The sequence below is a fragment of the Pseudobacillus sp. FSL P4-0506 genome (assembly GCF_038003025.1).
In the GTDB taxonomy this organism is placed as follows: domain Bacteria; phylum Bacillota; class Bacilli; order Bacillales; family Domibacillaceae; genus Pseudobacillus.
Genome location: NZ_JBBOOI010000001.1, coordinates 3,053,506 through 3,076,344, shown reverse-complemented (window position 1 = coordinate 3,076,344; position 22,839 = coordinate 3,053,506). Strand labels below are relative to the sequence as shown.

Genomic DNA, 22,839 nt, shown 5'->3' with positions numbered 1-22,839 from the left:
GATAGGGAAAGTAAAAGAGACGTAATAAGAGAGAGTCAAAAAGCGTGTCAGGAAGTCCTGGATTTAATTGTTTGAATTTTATAAAATTAAGCTTGTTACTTGCTTGGAAAGAAATAGCTATCTTATAGTCTGGCGAATGATGGGAAGGCATTTACTCTGTAAAAAGCAAGGGGAGAAGAAAGTATGCATTGGAAAGTTAAGTTAGACCAATGGATGAGCTACATTCAATTGGATGATACGTTAAAAAGTCAACTACAGGTCATTCAAGAAGATGAAAAATTACTTGAGGACAGTTTTTATAAAGAACTAGAGTTTGGAACAGGCGGTATGCGTGGTGAGATGGGGCCGGGAACGAATCGAATGAACATTTACACTGTCCGAAAAGCAGCAGAAGGCTTGGCGCAATATGTGTTGAGTCAGGGAAAAGAAGCTGTGCTTCGCGGAGTAGTTATCGCTTATGATTCTCGGCACCTGTCAGCTGAATTTGCCCTGGAGACTGCAAAAACAATGGGCAGGCATGGTATTCGGACATATATGTTCGAAGAATTGCATCCCACACCTCTATTGTCATTCGCAGTAAGGTACTTACATGCTTATGCCGGCGTAATGATTACAGCGAGCCATAATCCACCAGAGTACAATGGGTTGAAAATATATGATGAAGATGGCAGTCAAATATCGCCGGCGATGGCTGATGAAATTATTGACTATGTGAAGAAGGCAGGAAGCGAACTGACCGTTGAAACAGCTTCTGAACAAGAGCTAATAGAAAAGGACCTGCTTACTTATATAGGCCATTCAATCGATCAGGCTTATATTCGTGCGTTAAATTCGATTAGGTATAATCAGGCAGAAACTAATAAGGAGGTATCAATTGTTTTTACACCGTTACACGGAGCGGGTAATAAGCCGATCAGAGCGGCGTTGCAGGCGTTTGGCTTTGAAGATGTAAGGATCGTAAAAGAGCAAGAGCTGCCCCACCCGGATTTTCCAACGGTCGTCTCTCCTAATCCTGAAGAGCATGAGGCGTTTAAAATGGCCATTTGCTATGGGGAAGAAAGAAATGCTGATATTTTAATAGGAACAGATCCTGACGCCGATCGTCTCGGAGTAGCCGTAAAAAAACACGAGGGAAAATATATCGTTCTAACGGGCAATCAAATAGGCGCGCTAATGCTGCATTACCTGCTTGAACAGAAAAAGCGGAGCGGTACGCTGCCTGAAAATGGGGTGATAATGAAAACAATTGTTACCTCTGAGATTGGTAGGGAAATTGCGGCTGCTTTTGGCATTTTAACAGTGGATACGCTGACGGGATTCAAATTTATTGGTGAAAAGATGAAAGAATTTGAGCAGTCTGGAGAGCACACATTTTTATTCGGATATGAAGAAAGCTACGGCTATCTAATTGGGGATTTTGTACGCGATAAAGATGCAGTGCAAGCGGCAGTATGTATAGCAGAAGTGGCGGCTGATTATAAAAGGAAGGGCAAGTCATTGTATGAAGGATTAATGGAGCTCTTTGAAACATATGGGTTCTATCAAGAGTCACTTCGCTCACTGACGCTGAAAGGAAAAGAGGGAGCAGAGAAAATTGCTGCGATTATGGAGAAGTTTCGGACGGAGCCGCTAGAGGAAATCAGCGGGATAGCAGTCATTGAACTAGCGGACTATCAAACAGGGGAGTACATAAATAAGAAAACAGGTTTAATAAGGCCAACTGGTTTACCAAAATCAAATGTGCTGAAACTTAAATTGGCAGACCATTCATGGGTGTGCATACGGCCTTCAGGCACTGAGCCGAAGGTGAAAATCTATTTTGGCGTTAAAGGCAAGTCGATACCTGATAGCCAAGAAAAGCTGGCAGGTATCGAGAAAGAAATGATGAGTATCCTTCATCATTTAGTAAGAGTATAGAGAACTGAAAACGGCAAAGACTAGTATATAAAGCAGAGTAACCGCCAGCACCTTTATGGAGTGCTGGCTTATTTTTTTAGAAAAGCAAAGGGAGATGAATTCATGTTATATCTTGTCCTTGTAGATACAGCAATGATTTGCCAATTAAAATAAGCAGCTCATTGGGAACAAGCCTTCTGTTAGCTACAAAGGGCAACGAAAATAGCTTGTAAAGTGCACCAATATAGACCAGATGAAATAAAATAAATAGACAGACAGTGTTTAGTCCTGAAAAAGGATGGAGGAACGAAATTGGTGCAAATAGAGAAAATATATTCGGAAGATTTTAAAGGAGCTAACCACTCCTTGCAAATACAAAATGCGATTGAATTTGCCAGGCAAAACAATACAAAAACTGTCCTGCTTGCAGATAAGTCTTACAACATCACTGCTCCTATAATCGTTAGAGAAGGAGTAAGACTGGAATTTGGGCATGGAACAACCTTCGTCGTTTATGGAAACTTTCCAGTAATAGAGTTGGAGAGAAACGCCGTGCTTACAGGAGCATACATTGCTATTGACGATGCAGCTTTTAATTCGGACGTGATTCGTTTAGATGGTAAACACAAATATTATAATGTCTGGAATCGGACTAAAATTGAAGAATTAAATGTAATTAACTGGTCGGGTAGCCATAAAGGAACAGGAATATCCTTATTTTCAGGCGGCAGTGGACATGAAATTTCTTATGTTAATTTTGAAAATGTGAAAATAGCGGGCATGGCTACTGGTATGAAATTGAAAGCGCAAAAGCCGGCAACGGGCATGGCCTGGGTAAATGCTAACCGGTTTACCAATGCCTCATTGGATGATTGTGTGACCATGATCCACATGGAGAGCGGATTAACCGTCCCTAATGAGTGCAGTGGCAACCAATGGACAAATTTGCAAATACAGCCTTCAACAGCTACCCAAAAGATCGCAAGAATTACTGGACAGTATAATAGACTTGAAGGAATGGTGTGGGATTTAGCCTCTATTCCCCATAAAAATCCGATTATAGACTTGACTGCCGCATCAGACGCAACGGATATTCTTATCCCGTCGATCCCGCTAAACCGGATTAGCGATAATGGCACAAATAATAAAATTGGCAGATAAAGAGCAAGTGGGTCGTCAGTGTAAGAAGCTGATCAGAAAAATATAAGAACGTCATGAGATAATAAGGAAACTAGAAAGAAGGAATGTAGTTTCCTTCTTTTTATGTCGTTTCATCAATTTTCTAGCTAGCTAGCTAACTGTCTGTATTAACAGCCTTTTCTACTGAGGGCTGGTTGCTTTTTTCTCCGAAGCGGTTCAGATGCAATTAAATCATCTAGAGTGGTTTCAAGAGCCAAGGCAATTTGGGAAAGAATGCGCAGGGACGGATTGGTCATGGCTTTACTCTCCAACGTTGATAAATAGGATTTTGAAATATGAGCTTCATTAGCAAGTTTTGTCAGTGAATATCCTTTTTCCTCACGCAATTGTTTAATACGCCTACCTATCATGTTAGAATTCTCCTTTTTTGGTTTTTGTTCATTATAACGCATAATTGAATATTTTTAGGTTATTTTTTCGCCTAAAATTAAAAAAATGTTCTTTATAAAGAATAAACAGGTCTAATTACCTATTATTTATTGCGGAGCCACATGGTATACTCACATCAAGGTTGTTCTCTAAAAAGAACAAACGGGTGAAAAGATAGTCAGATATCCCAATTAAAGGTTTATTATCTATCGATGGGAGAGGAAGAAGAGAATGAGAGTGTTAGTTACAGGCGGAGCTGGATTTATTGGTTCACATATTACAGAGGAATTACTGGCGCAAGATCACCAGGTAGCAGTGGTTGACAATCTTTCCTCTGGGAAGAGAGAGCAAGTCCCTGCAGCCGCTGTATTTTATGAAGGAGACGTTAGAAAAAAAGAATTAGAGGAATTTTACTCGGATTTTCAGCCAGACTGTGTCATTCATTTAGCTGCACAGGTCTCAGTTGCTAAGTCTTTTCTAGAGCCGCTCAACGATATTGAAGAAAATATTGTTGGTACTGTGAATATGCTTGAAACGTGCGTAAAGTATGGCGTAAAAAAAGTGATTTTTTCTTCCACTGCTGCTTTATACGGCAATCCTGATTACTTGCCGGTTGATGAACGCCATCAGGTGAATCCCCTCTCTTTTTATGGATTATCAAAAAAGCATGCGGAGGCCTACATAAGGTTGTTTTCAGAGCTGCATGGATTAACGTATACGATTTTGCGTTATGCCAATGTATATGGCATGAGACAGAGTGCCAATGGAGAGGCGGGAGTGATCTCTATTTTTATTGAAAAACTTTTAAACAGCCAGCCGCTGACTGTGCTCGGAGACGGAAACCAGACGAGAGATTTTATTTTTGTTAAAGACGTGGCCAAAGCCAATGTCGCTGCGCTCACTCATGGTGAAAATGAGATTATCAACATCAGCACAGGAAAGCAAACATCAGTATTAGATATGGTAAAAGAAATGAATGAAATCGCTGGGAATGTTTCTTCTCTTATTTTTAGCGAAGAACGGACAGGAGATATTAAGGCGAGTTGTTTAACAAATAAAAAAGCAGAAACTGTGCTTGGGTGGAAGCCGGTTTATTCATTGGCAGAAGGGTTAAAAGAAACGATTTATTATTACCAGAAAGAGATGGTCATACAGAGCTGACGGAAGGAAGGAGAAGCTGTTATGCAGGAGGATATGACTATAAAGGGGTTTTTAAATTTAATCAAGAAAAGAATGATTTTGATCAGTGTAACTGCAGTGATCGTAGTAGTAGTCACTGGTTGGGCTGTCTTTTATATTTTTGAACCGACGTATGAAGCAAGTGAATATATTTTGATTGGTAATCTGCAAAATACAAATACAGAAAATTCTTATGAGGAAACACAAAAAATTCCACAAATGCTAGCGTCCTCTGTGGACTTTATAAAAAGTCCGATTGTTTTAAGCGCAGTAAAAGAAGAGCTTGATTTGAGAGGAACCTCATTAGAGGAAAAGCTGTTTATTGAAAACAATAAAGATTCTCAAATCGTTACTATAACGGTAAAAGACCGGGATGAAAAACTGGCACGAAATATTGCCAAAACTACAGCAGTCATATCACTTGAGAAAATGAACACGCTTCTCAAGTTCAACCAAGTGAAAATTTTGGAAAAAAACGATGGGATTATCAAGAAAAATAATGAAGTAGCAGCCCTGGCGATTGCCCTTATAACTGGACTATTATCGGGGATTGGTCTAGCTGTTATTCGTGAGCAATTGGATGACTCAGTGAAAAAAGAAGACGACGTGGAGAATTTACTTGGCATGCCGCTGTTAGGGAAGTTTGATAGCAAGATAGAATTCCGGAAAAGCAGCAAAGAAAAACGCCCTTACGAAGAATATGATCCAGAGAGGAGGCAATTGGTTGCTAAAGAGAAGGAAAAACAGGTGGATCAGGCGACTTCCATCTCCTGACAAGTGGTTGAGTACAGAGCAGATCCGAATGATGAAAATGAATATTCAACATGCGGTTAAACATGAAAATCTAGTTTTAATGGTGACCTCTCCAGAAGAAAATAGAAGGCAGCCGCTTATTTCTTCAAAGCTGGCCAGTTCGTTTGCAGAAGCAGGGAAAAAAGTGCTGCTGGTTGACGTGAATTTCAGAAAGCCAGTGATTCACCAGTTGTTTGGTTTCCGAAATGCTTCGGGTTTGAGCAATTTATTAAGGGGAGAAAAAGGAAAGGTCATGGAAGGAATTGTTCAAAATCTAGATATACTTTCTGCTGGATCTTTCTCCATCCATCTTGAAAGCTTAGAGAGAATAGAGCAGTTAATAACTGTTTGGCAGCGCTGCTACGACGTCATTGTCCTAGATACACCGGCGTTTTTGGATGCAGCTGACTCTCAAATCCTTTCATCTGCCTGCGATGGTGTGCTTCTTGTCATTCAAGAAAATCGAACAAAAGAAGCCGATGCTTTGCAAGTGAAAAAGATACTGGAAAGAACAAACAATAACTTTTTAGGGGCAATTTATCAAACAAGTTGAAGTTATGCAGGTGATGATGAATGGATAGCAGAAAAAAAAACTCCATTGGTAAAAATGTCTTTCACTTATTTTATAGTACCGCTTTTTCGAGTGGGTTGAACGCTGTTACACTTGTCATTTTAGCAAACTATTTGAATTCTCACAGTTATGGAATGTTCAGCATTGCCTTAGCATACTCACTAATTATGGGTTACTGTACAGATGCTGGGATCAGCGTAGCAGTGCTTCGCGAAGGGTCAAAGAAAGGGATTAGCCTCCCAGCTGTTCTTTCTTCCTTTATCAAAATTAGAGCTGTGTTATTGGGAATTACATTTGCGGGCGGCTTCTGTCTGATTCAACTGTTGTATCAAGGGCAGCCAGAGTTAATGAAAACGATGTATTTCTTGATCGTGCCCATGGTGATAGGTTTAGCTTTACAGAGCATTAGCATCACCTATTTTCAACTTACGGAAGAGATGCAATATTTAGGAGTAATCCGTATTTGTTCAGCCGTGCTGCTCGTCACTTCTATTTTGGCAGGCATAACCTTGTCGTTGCACCCATACGCCATTTGTTTTTTGTATGGTTTATCTTATTTATTAGCAGGAGTGATAGGAATTTACCTGATCGGAAAGCGGACGGCGATCCGGTTTCACTATGCTTTTCATAAAGGGATGTTGAAGAATGTGCTGTCCTTCATGATAAGTGGTTTATTAATTGTCCTCCTTCCACAGCTAGGGCCAGTTGTGCTGGAGAAAACATTAACGCTCAAACAGGTGGGATTTTTTGCTGTTGCTTACCGGATTCCTTCGGCTTTATATCAAATTCCAGGGGTATTGGCGGGCGCATTTTATCCGGCGTTATTTAAAAGCTATAACAGCAAAGGAAAGATCGAGCATTTGCAGTTAAATATGTTGCAGCTAAAAATGATGGCACTGCTAGGTATGGCGATGACGATTTCTTTATTTTACATACCGGAAATCATCATTGGCACATTGTTTGGGGAAGAGTGGTTATTCGCTGCGAAAGCTTTGCAAATATTGTCTTTTCTGCTTGTCTTGCAAAGCGTCAATATAGCGTTGGCTGATGGATTAACGACGAAAGCTTTGCAGTCTCGGCGAACAACTGTCCAGGCGCTGTCTCTTGTCGGAGGGATTTATTTTTATATGGCTTTTAGCCATCAATATGGAGTGGAAGGCGCTGCTTTTGCAGGGGTCGCTGTCGAGCTGCTGTCTTTAGCAGGCTATTGGCTCTTGAATCCGGACAGAAAAGCTTTAGCGGTTAAAGTATTGCTTCCTTATTTATTGTTCTTTCTTGCTTTTTTTGCAGTTACGAGTTCTTTCTTTTCGGCTTCTCCTATGCTTGCTGCTGTTCTTCACTTGTTATCCCTTCTAGTGATCATAGCAGTCGATCGGGGCTTAATGCGCAAATTAATGAAGCTTATTTGTAAAGACCAGAGCGAAGAGGCGGTAAAGCGAGGGATAAAAGATGGGATTTCTTAAGTCTACTAATCAAAAGCAGCGTCACACCGGTCTGTTTTTACTGCTTTTTTTCTTTATGTTAAGTAAATATAACCTATATATTGGCTTTGCCTTAAAGCCTTACATGGTCTTTTTATGTGTATATTTACTTTTTCATTTTTCTGTTTTCTCTTTTCAGAAAATGCATGCTTTCGAAATCATGATGTTATTATTCTATTTATTCTACAGTTTTACCGGCATTTTTTCCGCTTATCCTTTTGCCAGTATTCGTATTATGGCAGGCATTTTCTTACTGATCAGCTGTTATTTCATTTTAAGGTTCGTTTTAGAGAAATATTCAATTAATGCAATACAAGAGGCCATTGCCAAGTCAGGTTTATTGTTTAATATGGTAAGTCTTCTGTTATATGCCATAGGATTAAAAAAAGTGGGATTCCAAGTATCGGAAGAGATGATTTCCAGTTACGGGGTCCTTATGGACAGAAGCTATCCGCGACTGATCGGCTTGCTAGAAGATCCGAATCTGTATGTTTTTTATAATATGATTTTCTTTACATACTTTCTGACCAATATGACTAGCTGGAGAAATAAAGCGGGGTTTGCTCTCTGCATGCTCACGACGGTCTTAACCTTTTCAAGAGGCGGCATATTATCTATGCTCCTGATTATTTTGCTTTACACAGCAATCAGCCATTCTGCTGCAAGATGGCGGACACTCGGTACATTGGGCATCATTTCTATCGCGGCAGGTTACATAGCCGTAGTTGTCATGAAGGTTAATATTGTGGGGATGATCGGAAAAAGAATAGAAGACTTTTCAAGTGATGGGGGAAGCGGGCGCTTTGAATTGTGGAGTCGGGCGTGGAACTACTTTCTTGAACATCCTGTTGTTGGAATAGGGGCCGATAATTTTATTGAATATAACAAAGCGCATTATGGAGAGAGTTTATACACGCACAATACCTTTTTGCAAATATTATCGGAATCGGGTCTAATAGGGTTTTCTTTATACTTTCTATTTCTTCTTTTGGTGTTCATTCAACTTATGAATCGCCATTTAAGGAGAGCGCATTTATATTTGCTTTTATGTTTTGTAGCATTTTTACTGCAGATCATGTCTCTTTCTTTGATTATTAATGAAGTATTTCTTCTATATCTTGCTGTTCTTTCAACCGTTTTGCGAAAGGAAAAAAGAGTGCGGCTTACAAAACAGCAGAAAGTGAAGGATCGTCAACTCACTGACAAGGAGGTCTATGGAAATGAATGTGCTGTTAATGACAGATAAGCTAATAACAGGCGGAGCCGAACATTACTTTTGTAAATTGGAGAACCAATTGAACCATCCAAAACTGGTCTTTTATACAGCGGCAGGCAAGGGGGAACTATTCGGGAAAATCAGTAATAAAGAGCATTTTACGCCTCTGTCTCGCAGCAATCATCTTCTTAATCTGTTGACCATTAAAAGAAAAGTGCTGGAACATGATATTGACATTATCCATGCAAATAGTTTAAGAATGGCCCTTTATGCTATAGCAATGAAGAGGTTAATTAAAAAGGGAATAAAGATCGTTTATACCAAGCATAACGTGACAATGATGGAAAAAAATCTTCGTCCGCTCTTTGCTCAGCTGTTAAACAGGCATATAACAAAAATTATTACAGTGAGCGGCTATGAGCAGGAGAATCTTTTGCAGCTTGGTATCCAGCCAAGCAAGATAACAACGATCTACAATGGAGTAGATTTAAACCAATTCACGTATCATCAAAAAGAAAGAAAGAACGGATTTAAAGTTGGGATTTTGGCAAGGCTGTCTCCGGAGAAAAACCATACATTATTTCTGGAAATTGCGAGAAAGTTGAAAAATGATCCGGATATACAATTTTATATAGGTGGAGAGGGGCCGGAATATGTAAGAATCAGCCAAATGATTGAAGAGTGGGGCCTTACTCGCCATGTGCATATGAGGGGGGAAGTGAACGATCCGGAGAATTTTATTAAAGAGATGGACGTACTCGTTTTAACCTCTCATCGTGAAGTGTTTCCATTGGTTGTTCTCGAAGGAATGGCTGTCGGAACACCGATAGTTTCAGTGAACACAGGCGGAATTAAAGAAGCTATTATCAGCTCTGAGCTTGGTTATCTTGTACCGGACTATTCAGCAGAAAGTTTTTGTGAACATATCGTGTCACTCAAAGAAAATCAGCAGTTAAGAGTAGGAATAGCTAGGCGTGCTCGTGAATGGGTACAGAAGAATTTTTCTTTAGAAAAAATGGTCAGCTCTACCATGAAAGAGTATTTAAATGAAAAATAAAAGGAGTTTTATTGTTTGGGTGTTCTTTATAAAGAACGAAATTACCAATAGAAAGAGGGATTGGAATGAGCAGGGGGAGTGAAGGGCGGATTGGCAAAATGTCTCTTGCTGTATTGGATATTTCATTCATCCATTTAGGTTATCTAACTGTCTACTGGCTGTCGAATGAGTCGGCTGTTCCTTTTCATTATGTGCAGGCAGCTCCTTGGGTTTCAGCCATAGCCTTTATTATTTTTTATTTATTTGGTTTTTATATGGATTGGCAAAGAAAAAGCTTTCAGCAGATGGCTTGCACGATTTTATTATCACTCGGAATAGTAGCGGTCTTAATAACCATCGCTAATATTGTTTATCCAATGGCAACGTTTTCCACACAATTGATTTTAACTGCTTCGTTGATACACGCTGTTTCAATTCTATTGAGCCGTCTTATTATTTGGCAGGTAATAAGAATGGTTCACGGAAGAAAACGGTTGTTAATCATCGCAGAAGATGAAAAAAACGGCTTATCTTTAGCTGATAAACTACTTTCCCATCACAAAGGATGGTTTATTGTCAGTAAACTTGTCACCTTAAAAGAAAAAGACAAATTAACAGATTGTTTGAAAGAGATCGACGTCGTATTAATCAGTGATTCCATCAATGGAAAGCAAAGAAGTGAGCTGATTAATCTCTGCGCCAAGCAAGAGAAAGAAGTGTTGGTTGTACCCCAGCTCTTTGAAATATTTATTCACGGGTCAGTTCATCAGCAAGTGGATGATATGTTAGTCCTGTCTATTCCTCCTACAAAGCTTAGTGGAGCGAGACGTGCAGTGAAACGGGCTTTCGATTTTGTGGTAGCAGCTATCCTTCTTGTAGCTGTTAGTCCGGTGACTATTTGTTTGTGGGTGCTTATCCCGCTTACATCAAAAGGACCTGCTTTGTTTAAGCAGGAACGGCTTGGAAGGAATGGAAAGCCCTATCAAATTTATAAGTTTAGGAGCATGGTCCAAAATGCAGAAAAAGATACCGGTCCCGTATTGGCAACAGAACGTGATCCCCGAATCACAGCGATTGGCAGATTGATTCGGGCTACACGGCTCGATGAATTGCCTCAATTATACAACGTGCTTAAAGGGGAAATGAGCCTGGTGGGGCCGCGTCCGGAAAGAAAGTTTTTTTACGATCAATTCCAGCAATATTTGCCTGAATATTCAAACAGAATGACTGTGAAGCCTGGATTGACCGGGCTGGCACAAGTCATGGCCAATTATACGACTGCTCCTGAAGATAAGCTACGGTTTGATTTAATGTATATTCGCCATTATTCCTTTGGAAATGACATCAAAATTTTATTCCAAACCATCTGGGTTATCTTCCAGAAAAACAAAGCTGAAGGAGTAGTAGAAACAAACTCTCAGAAGAAAAAGAGATTATTGCAGCTGCTCAGTCAAAATCAGGCTGCCGGCCAGTAAAGGAGAATATATAGCATGAAGATCTTATTCATTACCCATCGAATGCCAAAGGTTCCGGGAAAAGGAGATCAGGTTAGAGCTTTTCAACAAATGAAAAGCCTGGTGAAGAAAGGCCATACGGTTCACTTTTTATTCCAGGAGAAAGACGAGGCACATTGGTGCTGTGCTTCTTCTTTGATAGAAGGAAGCGGCAAAGAGAAACAGAAAATGAAGGTGAAAAATAAGTCTCTTTCAATCATTAGAAGCTTTCTTCTGAAAGGCTATCCCTTAAGTGTGTCGCTCCATTCTTTTCCAGTATTGAAAGCTTTCCTTACAAGCATTACAAGCCAGGTTCACTATGACGTCATCCATATTCAATCGAAAGTTCTCCATAATTTTTCTTCATTGAATATTTCCAATTCAACAGTGGTAGTGGATTACATAGATGCCATCAGTCTTAATCTAGAAAGGCGATACCATTGGGCGAAGAACCCGCTTGAGAAATTAGCGGTTAAAGGGGAGTTGGGCCGGATGAAAAAATATGAAAGCTTTATAAGAGATCAAGGTGTAAAAACCATTATTACTTCCCCGGCTGACAAAGAATTTCTTCATTCAAGGCGGGCCAAACAAGTGAACGTGGTGCCTAATTATATTGATTTATCCTACTTCCACTTGAACCATTCAATTGAGGATAAAAAGAAAGCCTTGGTATTCACAGGGACAATGAATTATGCCCCAAATGTCGATGCAGCCATGAGGCTTGTGAAGGATATTTACCTTCCTTTAAGAGAAAAATTTTCTGATTTGGAATGCTGGCTTGTTGGAGCCTATCCTTCAGCAGATGTACAGAAACTGAGCAAAATCAGCGGTGTAATGGTTACTGGATTTGTAGAGGATATTAGACCGTGGCAATGGAAAGCGGCAGTATACGTTTGTCCCCTTCGCTTTGGAGCGGGGCAGCAAAATAAGATATTGGAGGCAGCTGCTTTAGGGTGTTCCATCGTGATGAGCAACATTACAAATTCCGGCATTGGCTTCACACACAATGAAGAAGCACTGATCTGTGAACAGAATAAAGAATTTGTAGAGCATACTGAACAGTTGCTGATTAATAGAGAGCTGGCAGCCAAATTAGCCGGGCGGGCTAGAGAGTTTGTAGCCCACCGTTTTTCAGAGGAGGTTGTGACGGACCGATTGATTTCCACTTATACAAAAGCAGATAACTATTAAAAAACGGAACGGGGGAACGATGAATGCAGCTAATCTTATTATCCGGTGGGTCGGGAAAACGCTTATGGCCCTTATCAAACGATTCGAGATCAAAACAATTTTTACAGGTGCTTGCTAATGAAGACGGCCATATGGAGTCGATGGTGCAAAGAGTATGGCGGCAGCTTGGTCACGTGGGTTTACAGCAATCAACCATGATTGCTACAAGCAAATCTCAAGTAGATATGATACAAAGTCAATTAGGTTCGCATGTGCCGCTTATTACTGAACCGGAGAGAAGAGACACATTTTCCGCTATTGCTTTAGCAGCTGTATATTTGTATTGCATAAAGGGGGTTAGCTTACAAGAAGTAATTGGTGTACTTCCCGTTGATCCATTTGTTGAGGACCGTTTTTTCCATGAAGTGGAACGGTTGGAAGAAACATTGATAACTTCTGAGGCAGACCTTGCTTTAATAGGTGTAAAGCCGACATTCCCTTCAGAAAAGTATGGTTACATTTTACCTAAAATTGAGGACATTCAACGGGCTTATATGGAAGTAAGCCATTTTAAAGAAAAGCCGTCTGCATTACAAGCAGCTGGCTTAATAGAACAGCACGCTTTATGGAACGCAGGAGTTTTTGCATTTAAGCTTGAATACATTTTATCTATCCTTGAAGAAAAGGGCTTGCCTATCCATTACGAGGAGTTATACAAACAGTATTCGCTTCTGCCAAAAAAGTCATTTGATTATGAAGTCGTTGAAAAAACAAAAAAAATAGTAACGGTTCCTTATAACGGTTATTGGAAAGATCTTGGAACGTGGAATACACTAACAGAAGAAATGTGCACAAATCAAATGGGCGATGGAGTAATCAGTCAAGATTGCACAAATACTCATATGATTAATGAGCTGGGAATACCAGTTACTGTAGTCGGTGTGACGGATCTTATCATTGCAGCGAGTCCCGACGGTATTCTCGTATCGGATAAAAATAAAAGCCCGAGGGTTAAGACATTGCTTGATGGAATTCAGAAGCGGCCAATGTATGAGGAGAGACGCTGGGGTTGGTATCGCGTGCTCGATTATACGAAAGTGGAGGACGAAGCGGAGGTATTAACCAAGCGGGTTTGCATAAAAGCTACCAAGAATTTAAGTTATCAAAAGCATCGTTTTCGCAGTGAAGTCTGGACAATTATTAAAGGAAAAGGAGAATTTGCTTTAAATGGCTTAATTTATTCTGTGAAAGCGGGAGATGTGCTTCATATTCCAGTTGGAGCAGAACATGGGTTGAAGGCAATCACAGATTTGGAATTTATCGAAGTGCAATCAGGTTCTAATTTAGTAGAAGAGGACATATACCGCATTTACATGGACTGGTATGAAGTCGTGCAGCATTGCAATAAAGTAGTAAGTTGAATAAGAAGGCAAAATTGATGCTAGAGAAGAATATGCACATTAGATGGCTGCCTATTATTTTTCTATTTGGAGCAGTTAGTTTCTATTTGCTGATAGGTTTGCGGGGGTGGGGAGAGCCCGACCTTGAACAGACGAATCGTGCATCCCGGGAACAAGTTGTAGAAGTAGAAGATTTTACAACAGATGAAAGAGGAACAGCAGACGATTATTCAAAGGCGATTCAACAGGCCATTGATTTTTGTGTTACATACAAAAAAGAAAAAGTAATGTTTAGAGCAAACAAAAAGTATGTCGTCCAGTCAGGCTTTACTGTCAAAGAAGGCGTGAAACTGGAGTTTGGCCAAAATTCTATATTGGTGGTTAAGGGAAATGAGCGTGTGATAACCGTTGAGAAGGATGCCGTCATTATAAATGGAACCGTGCAAATCGTAGATCCTGATTTTCAGTCGGAAGTTATTTTTTTAAAAGGCACGGACCGCTTCGATGCCACAAATAGGACCCGTATTGAAAACATGGCGATTATCAACAAAAGTGAAAGTTACAAAGGAACGGGTCTTTCTCTTTATGCTAAGGGTCCGTGGCACAACATTAGCTTTGTTCATTTTGAAAATATTTCTATAGTGGGCTTCCAAACAGGCATTCAACTAAAAGCCGAAAATCCTAAAGATGAGACTTACAGTTGGATTAATGCCAATCGTTTTGAAAATGTGTCATTGGATGATTGTGTTTTTGGCATCCGGTTAGTAGGTTCAATCAGCATTCCAAATGAGTGCTCAGGCAATTATTTTACAGGGCTGCAAGTACAACTGACCGAACATACAGAGCAATTCATAAAGGCGGATGGTTCATATAATAAATTTGAGGGCATGGTTTGGGATGTGCAGCGTATCAGGCATTCTGCGCCGCTCGTAGTGCTTACAGCTGAAACAGAAAATAATCAATTAGATCTAAATATAGCAGATGAATGGATCAACGATCGTGGTCAGAAAAATAGTTACTGAGAAAAAAAGTGTCTGTTTATTCCGTCGAAAGAAGTGATAAAATGTTTTACTAAAACTAATGCAAACAACTCAATCCAGGTGCTAAAATTTAAGTAGAATAAAACTTTTCTTTTTCTTGCAAAGGCGAATATCAAATCATAGAAAAAGGCAAACTTATTGAAAAATAAGGACGCAAAGCTTCAGGTCTAAGGGGAAATACGCTATGACGGCTGGGCTGCCGATATTCTAGGAGGATTTTCTTATGAAAGAAGACCAAGTCTCAGTGGACAGGGAATGGATTGTTTTAATAAAAGAAGCAAAAGAGCTAGGAATCTCTCTTCAGGAAGTGAGGGATTTTTTGAAAAGCGGCCGGTTTGAGGGGACAAGTTTTAGGCTTGCCTGAAGATGACTCTAATGGGGGACATTCCGGTGAAGCGGTCAGATCTAAATAAGCAGAAAATAGTTGAATAGAGCCCTAATAAAAACTACAGCATTACGAAAGAAGTTTGACATGCGGGATCAATTGCCTATCGTTATTTCTGAATTTTCTGCTTGTTTGTTAAAGGAAGGCAAGTGAAAAAGCCCCGTTAAAAGAGAACTTATTTATCGGGACTATTAGACTTCTGCCATTTTTGAAACTCAAGAAATTGTTTAAACTGTTCTTTGCTGATCCCGGATTCCATTGCTTCTTTGGCCAGTTCGAGCCATTCAGTATCAATTTCTTTAATAGGATTGTCACCTTCGTCTATTAATTTCTCTACACTCACATTTAATACCGAGGCAACTTTATGCAGAAATTGAATAGAAGGATTTAATTGTATTTGGCGTTCCACTGAAGAGACGTATGATTTTGCTACTCCGGCTCGATTTGCCAATTCAGTCAACGAAAGTCCTTTAGACATTCTAAGCTCACGGATTCTTTCCCCTATAGACATTATGATCACCCTTAAAATATGCTGAAAACCGAATTATACAGATTTATTTTAACATGATACCGCTTAAAAGAACAAAGCCCTTATTAAAAGTAATGGAGCATTTATGATCAGTTACAGCAGGACTGGGCTGAAATTACACAAAAACATGAGAGAAGCGACTCACTCATATTGTTTCCACAACGTACTATCTTCTTATCTGATGCTCATCGGTAAAGGAGCATTTATATGTGAAAAGATGTGTTTGGCAACAGACTGAAACCTTTTGACAGTCAAGGGAAGAACGGCAGTAAATAGCTTGAATGGCTTCTCACACGGGTGAGGGGCTTTTCTTTATGACTAAAAAAGAGTTTGCTGGTAGCTCTCTAGCTCGTACAATCAATTGGACCTGTCTTTGCCACAGGTTAAGACTTTTCCTCGTAAGGATAAAATGTGACATTCTTCCCTTTCATTAGATATATTAGCTAGGGAATAATCAACATTAACAAGTAAAATTTAACTCCTATTACGATTTTGAAGAGTAGGATGGATAGACTTGTCGGCTAACATAAGAGACCGCCTCGTTTTTATTGACTCATCCATTGTTTACCAAAGGTGTATCGTTATGTATAATCAATAACATTGGGTAATGTAAGGAGGAATACTTTTTGAAAAGACTAGCTGTATTTTGTGGATCAAGTAATGGAGCTTCTGATCTTTATATTGAAGGAGCAAAAACTTTAGGAAAAGAGCTTGCTAAGCGCCAAATCGAGCTTGTATACGGAGGCGCAAGTGTAGGAGTAATGGGAGCGGTAGCTGATGCTGTTTTGGAAGCGGGCGGTCATGTCATTGGAGTGATGCCAAGCTTTCTTGATGAAAGAGAAATTTCTCATAAACACTTATCTCAGCTAATTGTTGTTGAATCCATGCATGAGAGAAAGGCTAAGATGGCCGAATTAGCGGACGGATTTATTGCCTTACCGGGCGGACCAGGAACATTAGAGGAATTTTTTGAAATTTTCACATGGGCTCAGTTAGGACTACATCAAAAACCATGCGGCCTTTTGAATATCAATAATTATTACACCCCGCTTGTCACCTTGTTCAATCATATGACAGAAGAACAGTTTTTACAGGAAAAATACCGTTCTATGGCCCTTGTAGACACTGATCCGGCGGGTTTGCTTCATCAGTTTAATACATATCAGCCGCCTTCAGTGAAAACCTATATTACAAAATCTCAAAGCTAACTAAAAATGTTGAAAATCCCATCGTTTGTAGGGGTAGTCACTTAGCCCATAAAGGGCATTAGAAGGCTTTTAAAACTTAATAACTAGCTATAAAAGGGTTTGACCAACAAAGCGCAAGGAATCCCCGCTCAGCCAGCTGCCAGAGATGACTGATAGTTAAAAAGCCCCCTGTTTAATGGGTGATTAGACTGAGAAATGGCGATTAATCGATAACAGGCAAGGATAAAATTGATTCTAGTATAAAGTTGCTAGTTTTTCGGTAACCGACAACAACCTATGGTAGTCTAGATAGCAGAAGCAGGTTATTAAATCTGAAATAAATTAGAGGGAAAACATGAAAAAGGATATGAAGACACGGCAGACTATTCTTAAGGCTGCCCTTGAATGCTTTAGTAAGAATGGTTATGTAAACACGTCTATTAGTGATATTGTCAAGTGTTCTGGTGTAAGCAAGGGTGGCATATACTGGCATTTTAAGAGCAAAGAAGAAATGTTTGTTCAAATGATTGAAGAAGAATACGAACCATGGCTGAATAGTATCCATTCCACTTTATCAACCATATCTGATCCTATTGAAAAACTCAAAAAATATGGGGAAATGTTTTATTCTCAAATTGATATCCCGATTTTTAAATTGATACCAGAGTCATATTGGGGTGAAGTAGGAGAACAGTATCGTGAAAGACTGAATAAATGCTATTCTAAAGATGATGAATTAATCCATTCTATCTTTACAGAAGCGATTAACAAGAAACAAATCAAAGTATCCGATGCAAAAGCATTAACCTGGATTTATATCTCCATGTTAGAAGGCCTTTTTGCAAAGTTATCACTTCGATGGGAAGACAAAGAAGAATTAGTAAAGTATTTTGAACAAGGTATCGATATTTTTTTAGAGGGCCTTACAGTTAACAATGATACAAATTAAAAGCTAAAACCCCAGGCAAAATCGAGAGAACTGGAAAAACATCGTTCAAATGAGAGGGATGAATCCCCAGGCTATTTCAGGTTAAGTATCTTACATAAAGGCTTTTTCATCCTCACGGCTCGATAAGAGTTTGTGAGGTTTTTTGTGGAATTGGACTCTGGTTATTTTTCAATATAACTTCCGATCCATTCCCCATTCATATACCCACTATTTCTGAACATTTAGTCCAATAAGTTTCTTCGTTTTAGTCTTTAGTTTTTTCTATTCTTCCAATTAGAGGGGGAGGAGGTAAAGAATTACCTTACCTATATTTTATTTATAAACTTGTTATTTTGTATAAATAAAGTTGTTTAAAAAGTGCGAGGCATTTTATTCAACAACCGGGTCATTTAATTGAGTAATGAGTTGCAAAAAACATACTTTTTTATAATTGTCTTCTTACTACACAAATGTCATGAATACCAATGCTCGTGATGCCGTTCATGTGATAGGCGGGTTGGCAGTACCCCTATTAGAGCTTATTATTCTAAAAAAGAAGACGCCATCCAAAATACATCGGATAGCGCCTTGATATTTCAAGCAGTTCCATTAAGGGTTCGTCGACCAAAGTCCAGCATGTTTTAATACAACACGTGGATGAAGTTTTAGCTGTGCAACCATTAAGTCTGCTAAATCTTCCGCTTGCATCACTTTTTCTGGATTGCCGTCTGTTAAGTTTAGCTCAACAGCCATATCTGTTGCAACCGTACTTGGCGTTAACGTTGTAACACGAATATTTTTCTTGCGTACTTCAAGCATTAATGACTCACTTAGTCCGATAACTGCAGCTTTTGAAGCCGAGTATGCACTTGTAATGGGTGCCCCTTTTTGACCAGCTGTTGATGAGATATTAATGATGTCGCCTGTGTTTCGCTCCATCATTTCTGGCAATACTGCACGTGTTGTGTAGTATACACCTTTTACGTTGACATCGATGATATTTGTCCATTCTTCAGGCGTTAAGTCCATAAAGTTACCGAATTTTGAAATGCCGGCATTGTTCACTAAAATATCGATTGCCCCAAGTTCGCCACGAATTGATTCAACCGCTGTGGTAATAGAGTCTAAATCCGCTACATTTGCCGCAGCGATTGCTACCTTCACATCATACTGTTTAAGTTCCTCTGCTACTTGTTGTAAATTTTCAAGCGTACGCCCAATAAGACCTACGTGAATGCCTTCTTGTGCAAAAGCTACTGCTGTTGCACGTCCTATTCCGCGCCCTGCTCCTGTAATTAACGCCACTTTTCCTGCGATTGATTGCATGTTTTTCGCTCCTTTAAATGAGATAGTTTTATTTTAGACGAAATAAAATGTATTAAACTAAAACATTTTAATAATTAAGTAAGGTGAATTTGTTAAAATTGTTCTGGTGATATAATTAATAGTGCTGTTTTACTCATAAATGTTTGCCGCCTAAAATAGATAAAGATTTGTCTTTAAGACTAACTTCATTCTACTTACGGTTTTCTACATTGTAAAGAATGCACTTTTTTGTGCGGAGGTTACCAAAAGGTTACTTACTTATATGAAAGGGAGTTAGCTCTATGTCGGATAAATTAAGAGAAGAGATAAGAGAGAGAATATTAAATCATGATTATCATTGTGAAAAAGAACTTACCTTATCGATTATTAGTGGGAAATGGAAAGTTGTTATTTTGTGGCATTTAGGTGTAGAAGGACCACATCGCTTCAGCGAACTTCAAAGACTTTTTCCGAAAATATCTCATAAGATATTAACAAACCAATTGCGTGAACTGATGGAAGATGGCATTGTTCATAGAGAAGTGTTTCCGGAAACTCCTCCGAAAGTCGAATATTCAATGACTGAACTAGGGATGACGTTATTACCAATTGTTGAGATGATGTATGAATGGGGAAAAAAGAGAATGGATCAAATTAAAGAAGAAAACGACGATTTTGCATAAGAAAAATAACGGGATTATTTTCAATGATCTAAATTGCCTGTGCTGTTAGCAAAAGTTATATTGAATATAAAAAGGATATTTTGTTGTATGAAAAATCTCGGACTTATTCTTTACTTATGTTAAAAAAGCAGAAAGAGAAAGAAGTTTTATCTTGTTTCATAATCGGGCGCTATTGTTGAATAAAACTTAGTCTTTTAAACGACTTTATTGTTATATTTTTTAGTGTAGTAAAGTATCTTACATCAAAAATTAAACAATTATATTTTTAACCCCGTTCTAAATTTAGAACGGGGTTATCCTTGTTTGAGCTTTTAAAATTAAATAACTTTATTGTCATTTTACAGCTTCACCCCTTCATATATGGTTTGTCTAAAGGGGTCTTTTTTTATGGTTAAAAGGAAAAGAACATCGATATTGATAAGCTGGTTAAGGAACATTTGGCTAAATAATGAATTGTTCCGTTAAAAGGCCATTTAATGGAATAACAAAAAAGAACTCAATTTATCTATTTTAATACAGAGGAAGTGGACTTTTACTATTGAAATTACCTTGATGTTGTATCTGTGAATTTCCTGGCGATACCCCTTATAAGGTGTTTAGAAATATTTCATATATATTTTAGAAAGTTTTAAGATTTATGTGATATAGTTCTGTTAATTTCTTAAAAAAATGAGCTGCTTTAATTTGGATAGTGTGGCTTATAAAAGGATCTTGAATGCTAAGAATAGGAATGATCTGTCAAAAATTTATAATAGAGCGAGTGAAAGAAATGTCAATTAAAATGAGGTTTCTGTTGTCTTATGTTGGGGTGATCCTTTTTTCTATCACTTTGTTTTTGGCAGCTGGTTTTTTAATCATTTTTGCCATAACAGGTGATGTAAACTCTATAGAGCATCTTTACAAAAAAACGTATGTACAAAAACCTCTGACAACAGTAGAAGAAAGTGTGTTTCTCGATTTAAAGCTGTTTGCTAAAAATAATCCTGAACAGCTCCTCAAGGAAAAGGAGCTTAAGAAAATGGAGAAGAAAGATATTGAGATGGTTGTTAGAAAGGGCACAAAGGTCGAGTATGCTTCGCCTTCTCTAGACAAACAGGCCCTGGTTCAATCCCTTCCCGGCTTTGAAGAAACAAACATCAATACGCGAGATACGATTAAAATCAACGATTATTTTTTTACTTATGTAAAGTTTGATTTTTATTTTCCGGATAAAAGTAAAGGGAGCATTTTTGTATTGAAGAAGGCAAGTTCCTATGCTGAGCTCATTCGAGAGCTGTTTCCCATCCTATCTGGCATTTTGCTATTGCTGCTTATCATAGTCATTGGTATGTTGAACTATTTGGTTTCACAAAGTATTATTAAGCCTATTTCTATTCTTAAAGAAGGTGCTGAAAGAATAAAGTCAGGAGATTTAGATTTTGAAATAAAGGCGATTTCAAGTGATGAAATTGGACAATTAAATCGAGCATTTGAGAAAATGAGAATAAAACTAAAAGAATCTATAAACCTCCAGCTTCAGTATGAGGAAAACCGCAAAGAGCTTCTTTCCAATATTTCACATGATTTGAAGACACCGATTACTTCGATTATTGGATATGTAGAGGGGATTAAAGATGGTGTAGCAAATACCCCTGAGAAAATGGAGAAATATTTATCGACTGTGCATTCAAAAGCTATAGACATGGATTCATTGATTGATGAGCTGTTTTTATTTTCCAAGCTGGATTTAAAAAAAGAACCATTCAATTTTGAAACCGTCGAGCTGGATAGATATATGACAGACTACGTAGAAGAACTCTATTTGGATTTACACCAACAAAAAATTGACATGGACCTTCACTTTTTGAATAAACCGATCTACGTGATAGTGGATAGAGAGAAATTAAAACGAGTATTAGCCAACTTAATAAACAATTGTGTGAAATATATGGACAAGGACCAAAAGAACATTTCTATTGCGCTAAATGAACGATTAGAGGATGTAGTTGTACAAGTAACAGATAATGGACAAGGTATAGAACCTTCTGCTTTGCCACATATTTTTGAACGTTTTTACCGTGCAGAACAATCAAGAAATTCCCAGACAGGCGGAAGCGGTTTGGGACTTGCGATTGCCAAACAAATTATTGTGGAGCATGGAGGGGAGATCTGGGCCACAAGCGAGATAGGCAAAGGTACAACTTTATTTTTCTCTCTAAAGAAAGGTGAACAAATGTGAAGGAAATATTACTTATTGAAGATGATATTAGCATTGCAGAACTGCAAAGAGATTATTTAGAAATCAATGATTTCCATGTCGATATTCAACATGCTGGTGATGTAGGGCTTCAACGTGCACTGAGAGGAAACTATGATTTAATCATCCTAGATATTATGCTCCCAGGATTAAACGGATTTGAAATATGCAAACAAATACGCGTTGAAAAAAACATCCCTATTTTGTTTGTATCCGCCAAAAAGGAAGATATCGATAAAATTCGAGGTCTTGGTTTAGGAGCAGATGATTATATTACTAAGCCTTTTAGTCCGAGTGAGCTGGTTGCTAGAGTGAAAGCACATTTAGCGCGCTATGAACGTTTAGCAGGGAACCAAACTCATTCAAATACAATTTTCGTTCACGGAATATCGATTGATAAGTCAGCGCGTAGAGTTCATATTAACGGAGAAGGTGTTCCCTTCACAACAAAAGAATTCGATTTGCTTGTATTTCTTGTGATGCATCCAAATCAAGTATTGAACAAAGAACAGCTTTATGAAAATATATGGGGATTAGAATCGGCAGCAGATGTTTCAACTGTGACCGTTCATATCAAGAAAATACGAGGGAAAATTGAAAGAGATCCTGCCCACCCGAAATTCTTGGAAACCGTTTGGGGAGCCGGGTATCGATTTAATGTTTAATTAAATAGGGCATGTTAGGAACCGTTACAAAAGTGACGGTTTTTTTATTAATTTTAAGAAACTTTCTTAAAAAGTTTA

Annotated in this window: 21 protein-coding genes and 1 riboswitch; of the genes, 18 read left to right on the top strand and 3 right to left on the bottom strand. The window is 38.6% G+C overall.

What is annotated here, in order from left to right:
* Positions 1 to 183: 183 nt before the first annotated feature.
* The gene (locus tag MKZ02_RS15430; RefSeq protein ID WP_340854343.1) at positions 184 to 1,917 is read left to right on the top strand and encodes a phospho-sugar mutase; all 1,734 of its coding nucleotides are present in this window, start codon (positions 184 to 186) and stop codon (positions 1,915 to 1,917) included.
* A gap of 246 nt (positions 1,918 to 2,163) precedes the next feature.
* Positions 2,164 to 3,057, top strand: a complete 894-nt coding sequence (locus MKZ02_RS15425) for a hypothetical protein (RefSeq protein WP_406909510.1) — start codon at positions 2,164 to 2,166, stop codon at positions 3,055 to 3,057.
* Between the two features lie 146 nt (positions 3,058 to 3,203).
* Here the strand turns inward: MKZ02_RS15425 and MKZ02_RS15420 are convergent, their stop codons facing one another.
* Positions 3,204 to 3,446, bottom strand: a complete 243-nt coding sequence (locus tag MKZ02_RS15420; protein WP_120030854.1) for a helix-turn-helix domain-containing protein — start codon at positions 3,444 to 3,446, stop codon at positions 3,204 to 3,206.
* 250 nt (positions 3,447 to 3,696) lie between these two features.
* Here MKZ02_RS15420 and MKZ02_RS15415 point away from each other — a divergent pair, with 250 nt between their 5' ends.
* The 11 genes from MKZ02_RS15415 to MKZ02_RS15365 all read left to right on the top strand — a co-directional run bounded on the left by MKZ02_RS15415 (position 3,697) and on the right by MKZ02_RS15365 (position 15,207).
* Complete coding sequence (locus MKZ02_RS15415) at positions 3,697 to 4,626, top strand: NAD-dependent epimerase/dehydratase family protein (RefSeq protein WP_340854342.1); 930 nt, start codon at positions 3,697 to 3,699, stop codon at positions 4,624 to 4,626.
* Positions 4,627 to 4,647: 21 nt separating this feature from the next.
* Entirely contained in the window at positions 4,648 to 5,418 is a 771-nt protein-coding gene (locus MKZ02_RS15410) for a YveK family protein (RefSeq protein ID WP_120030858.1), read from the top strand.
* A 28-nt stretch (positions 5,419 to 5,446) separates the two neighbouring features.
* Positions 5,447 to 5,989, top strand: a complete 543-nt coding sequence (locus tag MKZ02_RS15405; RefSeq protein ID WP_340854341.1) for a CpsD/CapB family tyrosine-protein kinase — start codon at positions 5,447 to 5,449, stop codon at positions 5,987 to 5,989.
* Positions 5,990 to 6,009: 20 nt separating this feature from the next.
* Positions 6,010 to 7,470, top strand: a complete 1,461-nt coding sequence (locus MKZ02_RS15400; RefSeq protein WP_340854340.1) for an oligosaccharide flippase family protein — start codon at positions 6,010 to 6,012, stop codon at positions 7,468 to 7,470.
* Entirely contained in the window at positions 7,457 to 8,734 is a 1,278-nt protein-coding gene (locus MKZ02_RS15395; protein WP_340854339.1) for an O-antigen ligase family protein, read from the top strand. The genes MKZ02_RS15400 and MKZ02_RS15395 overlap by 14 nt, the downstream gene beginning before the upstream one ends.
* Entirely contained in the window at positions 8,709 to 9,761 is a 1,053-nt protein-coding gene (locus tag MKZ02_RS15390) for a glycosyltransferase family 4 protein (protein ID WP_340854338.1), read from the top strand. Before MKZ02_RS15395 ends, MKZ02_RS15390 begins: the two co-directional genes overlap by 26 nt.
* 65 nt (positions 9,762 to 9,826) lie before the next feature.
* Entirely contained in the window at positions 9,827 to 11,215 is a 1,389-nt protein-coding gene (locus MKZ02_RS15385; RefSeq protein WP_340854337.1) for a sugar transferase, read from the top strand.
* A 15-nt stretch (positions 11,216 to 11,230) separates the two neighbouring features.
* Positions 11,231 to 12,424: a glycosyltransferase gene (locus MKZ02_RS15380; protein ID WP_340854336.1), complete on the top strand. Its 1,194-nt coding sequence runs from the start codon at positions 11,231 to 11,233 to the stop codon at positions 12,422 to 12,424.
* A gap of 23 nt (positions 12,425 to 12,447) precedes the next feature.
* Complete coding sequence (locus MKZ02_RS15375) at positions 12,448 to 13,824, top strand: sugar phosphate nucleotidyltransferase (protein WP_340854335.1); 1,377 nt, start codon at positions 12,448 to 12,450, stop codon at positions 13,822 to 13,824.
* A 17-nt stretch (positions 13,825 to 13,841) separates the two neighbouring features.
* Entirely contained in the window at positions 13,842 to 14,825 is a 984-nt protein-coding gene (locus MKZ02_RS15370) for a hypothetical protein (RefSeq protein WP_340854334.1), read from the top strand.
* 136 nt (positions 14,826 to 14,961) lie between these two features.
* Positions 14,962 to 15,047: riboswitch (cyclic di-GMP riboswitch) on the top strand.
* A gap of 19 nt (positions 15,048 to 15,066) precedes the next feature.
* Positions 15,067 to 15,207: an anti-repressor SinI family protein gene (locus MKZ02_RS15365; RefSeq protein WP_340854333.1), complete on the top strand. Its 141-nt coding sequence runs from the start codon at positions 15,067 to 15,069 to the stop codon at positions 15,205 to 15,207.
* A 196-nt stretch (positions 15,208 to 15,403) separates the two neighbouring features.
* Here the strand turns inward: MKZ02_RS15365 and MKZ02_RS15360 are convergent, their stop codons facing one another.
* Positions 15,404 to 15,739, bottom strand: a complete 336-nt coding sequence (locus MKZ02_RS15360; RefSeq protein WP_340854332.1) for a helix-turn-helix domain-containing protein — start codon at positions 15,737 to 15,739, stop codon at positions 15,404 to 15,406.
* A gap of 644 nt (positions 15,740 to 16,383) precedes the next feature.
* Here MKZ02_RS15360 and MKZ02_RS15355 point away from each other — a divergent pair.
* Together MKZ02_RS15355 and MKZ02_RS15350 are read left to right on the top strand one after the other, a co-directional pair.
* Positions 16,384 to 16,965 carry an LOG family protein gene (locus MKZ02_RS15355; RefSeq protein WP_340854331.1) on the top strand — a complete coding sequence of 194 codons (582 nt, stop codon included), beginning with the start codon at positions 16,384 to 16,386 and terminating at the stop codon, positions 16,963 to 16,965.
* Between the two features lie 334 nt (positions 16,966 to 17,299).
* The gene (locus tag MKZ02_RS15350; protein ID WP_120030886.1) at positions 17,300 to 17,893 is read left to right on the top strand and encodes a TetR/AcrR family transcriptional regulator; all 594 of its coding nucleotides are present in this window, start codon (positions 17,300 to 17,302) and stop codon (positions 17,891 to 17,893) included.
* A 588-nt stretch (positions 17,894 to 18,481) separates the two neighbouring features.
* On the opposite strand, the gene MKZ02_RS15345 is transcribed toward MKZ02_RS15350, so the two are convergent.
* Positions 18,482 to 19,198 carry a 3-ketoacyl-ACP reductase gene (locus MKZ02_RS15345; RefSeq protein ID WP_340854330.1) on the bottom strand — a complete coding sequence of 239 codons (717 nt, stop codon included), beginning with the start codon at positions 19,196 to 19,198 and terminating at the stop codon, positions 18,482 to 18,484.
* A 281-nt stretch (positions 19,199 to 19,479) separates the two neighbouring features.
* Between MKZ02_RS15345 and MKZ02_RS15340 the strand changes: the two genes are divergently transcribed.
* The 3 genes from MKZ02_RS15340 to MKZ02_RS15330 all read left to right on the top strand — a co-directional run bounded on the left by MKZ02_RS15340 (position 19,480) and on the right by MKZ02_RS15330 (position 22,761).
* A complete protein-coding gene (locus tag MKZ02_RS15340) occupies positions 19,480 to 19,860 on the top strand; it encodes a winged helix-turn-helix transcriptional regulator (RefSeq protein ID WP_340854329.1) in 381 nt (126 codons plus the stop codon).
* Between the two features lie 769 nt (positions 19,861 to 20,629).
* Complete coding sequence (locus tag MKZ02_RS15335) at positions 20,630 to 22,078, top strand: sensor histidine kinase (protein ID WP_340854328.1); 1,449 nt, start codon at positions 20,630 to 20,632, stop codon at positions 22,076 to 22,078.
* A complete protein-coding gene (locus MKZ02_RS15330; protein ID WP_120030892.1) occupies positions 22,075 to 22,761 on the top strand; it encodes a response regulator transcription factor in 687 nt (228 codons plus the stop codon). The genes MKZ02_RS15335 and MKZ02_RS15330 overlap by 4 nt, the downstream gene beginning before the upstream one ends.
* The last annotated feature ends 78 nt before the right edge of the window (positions 22,762 to 22,839 follow it).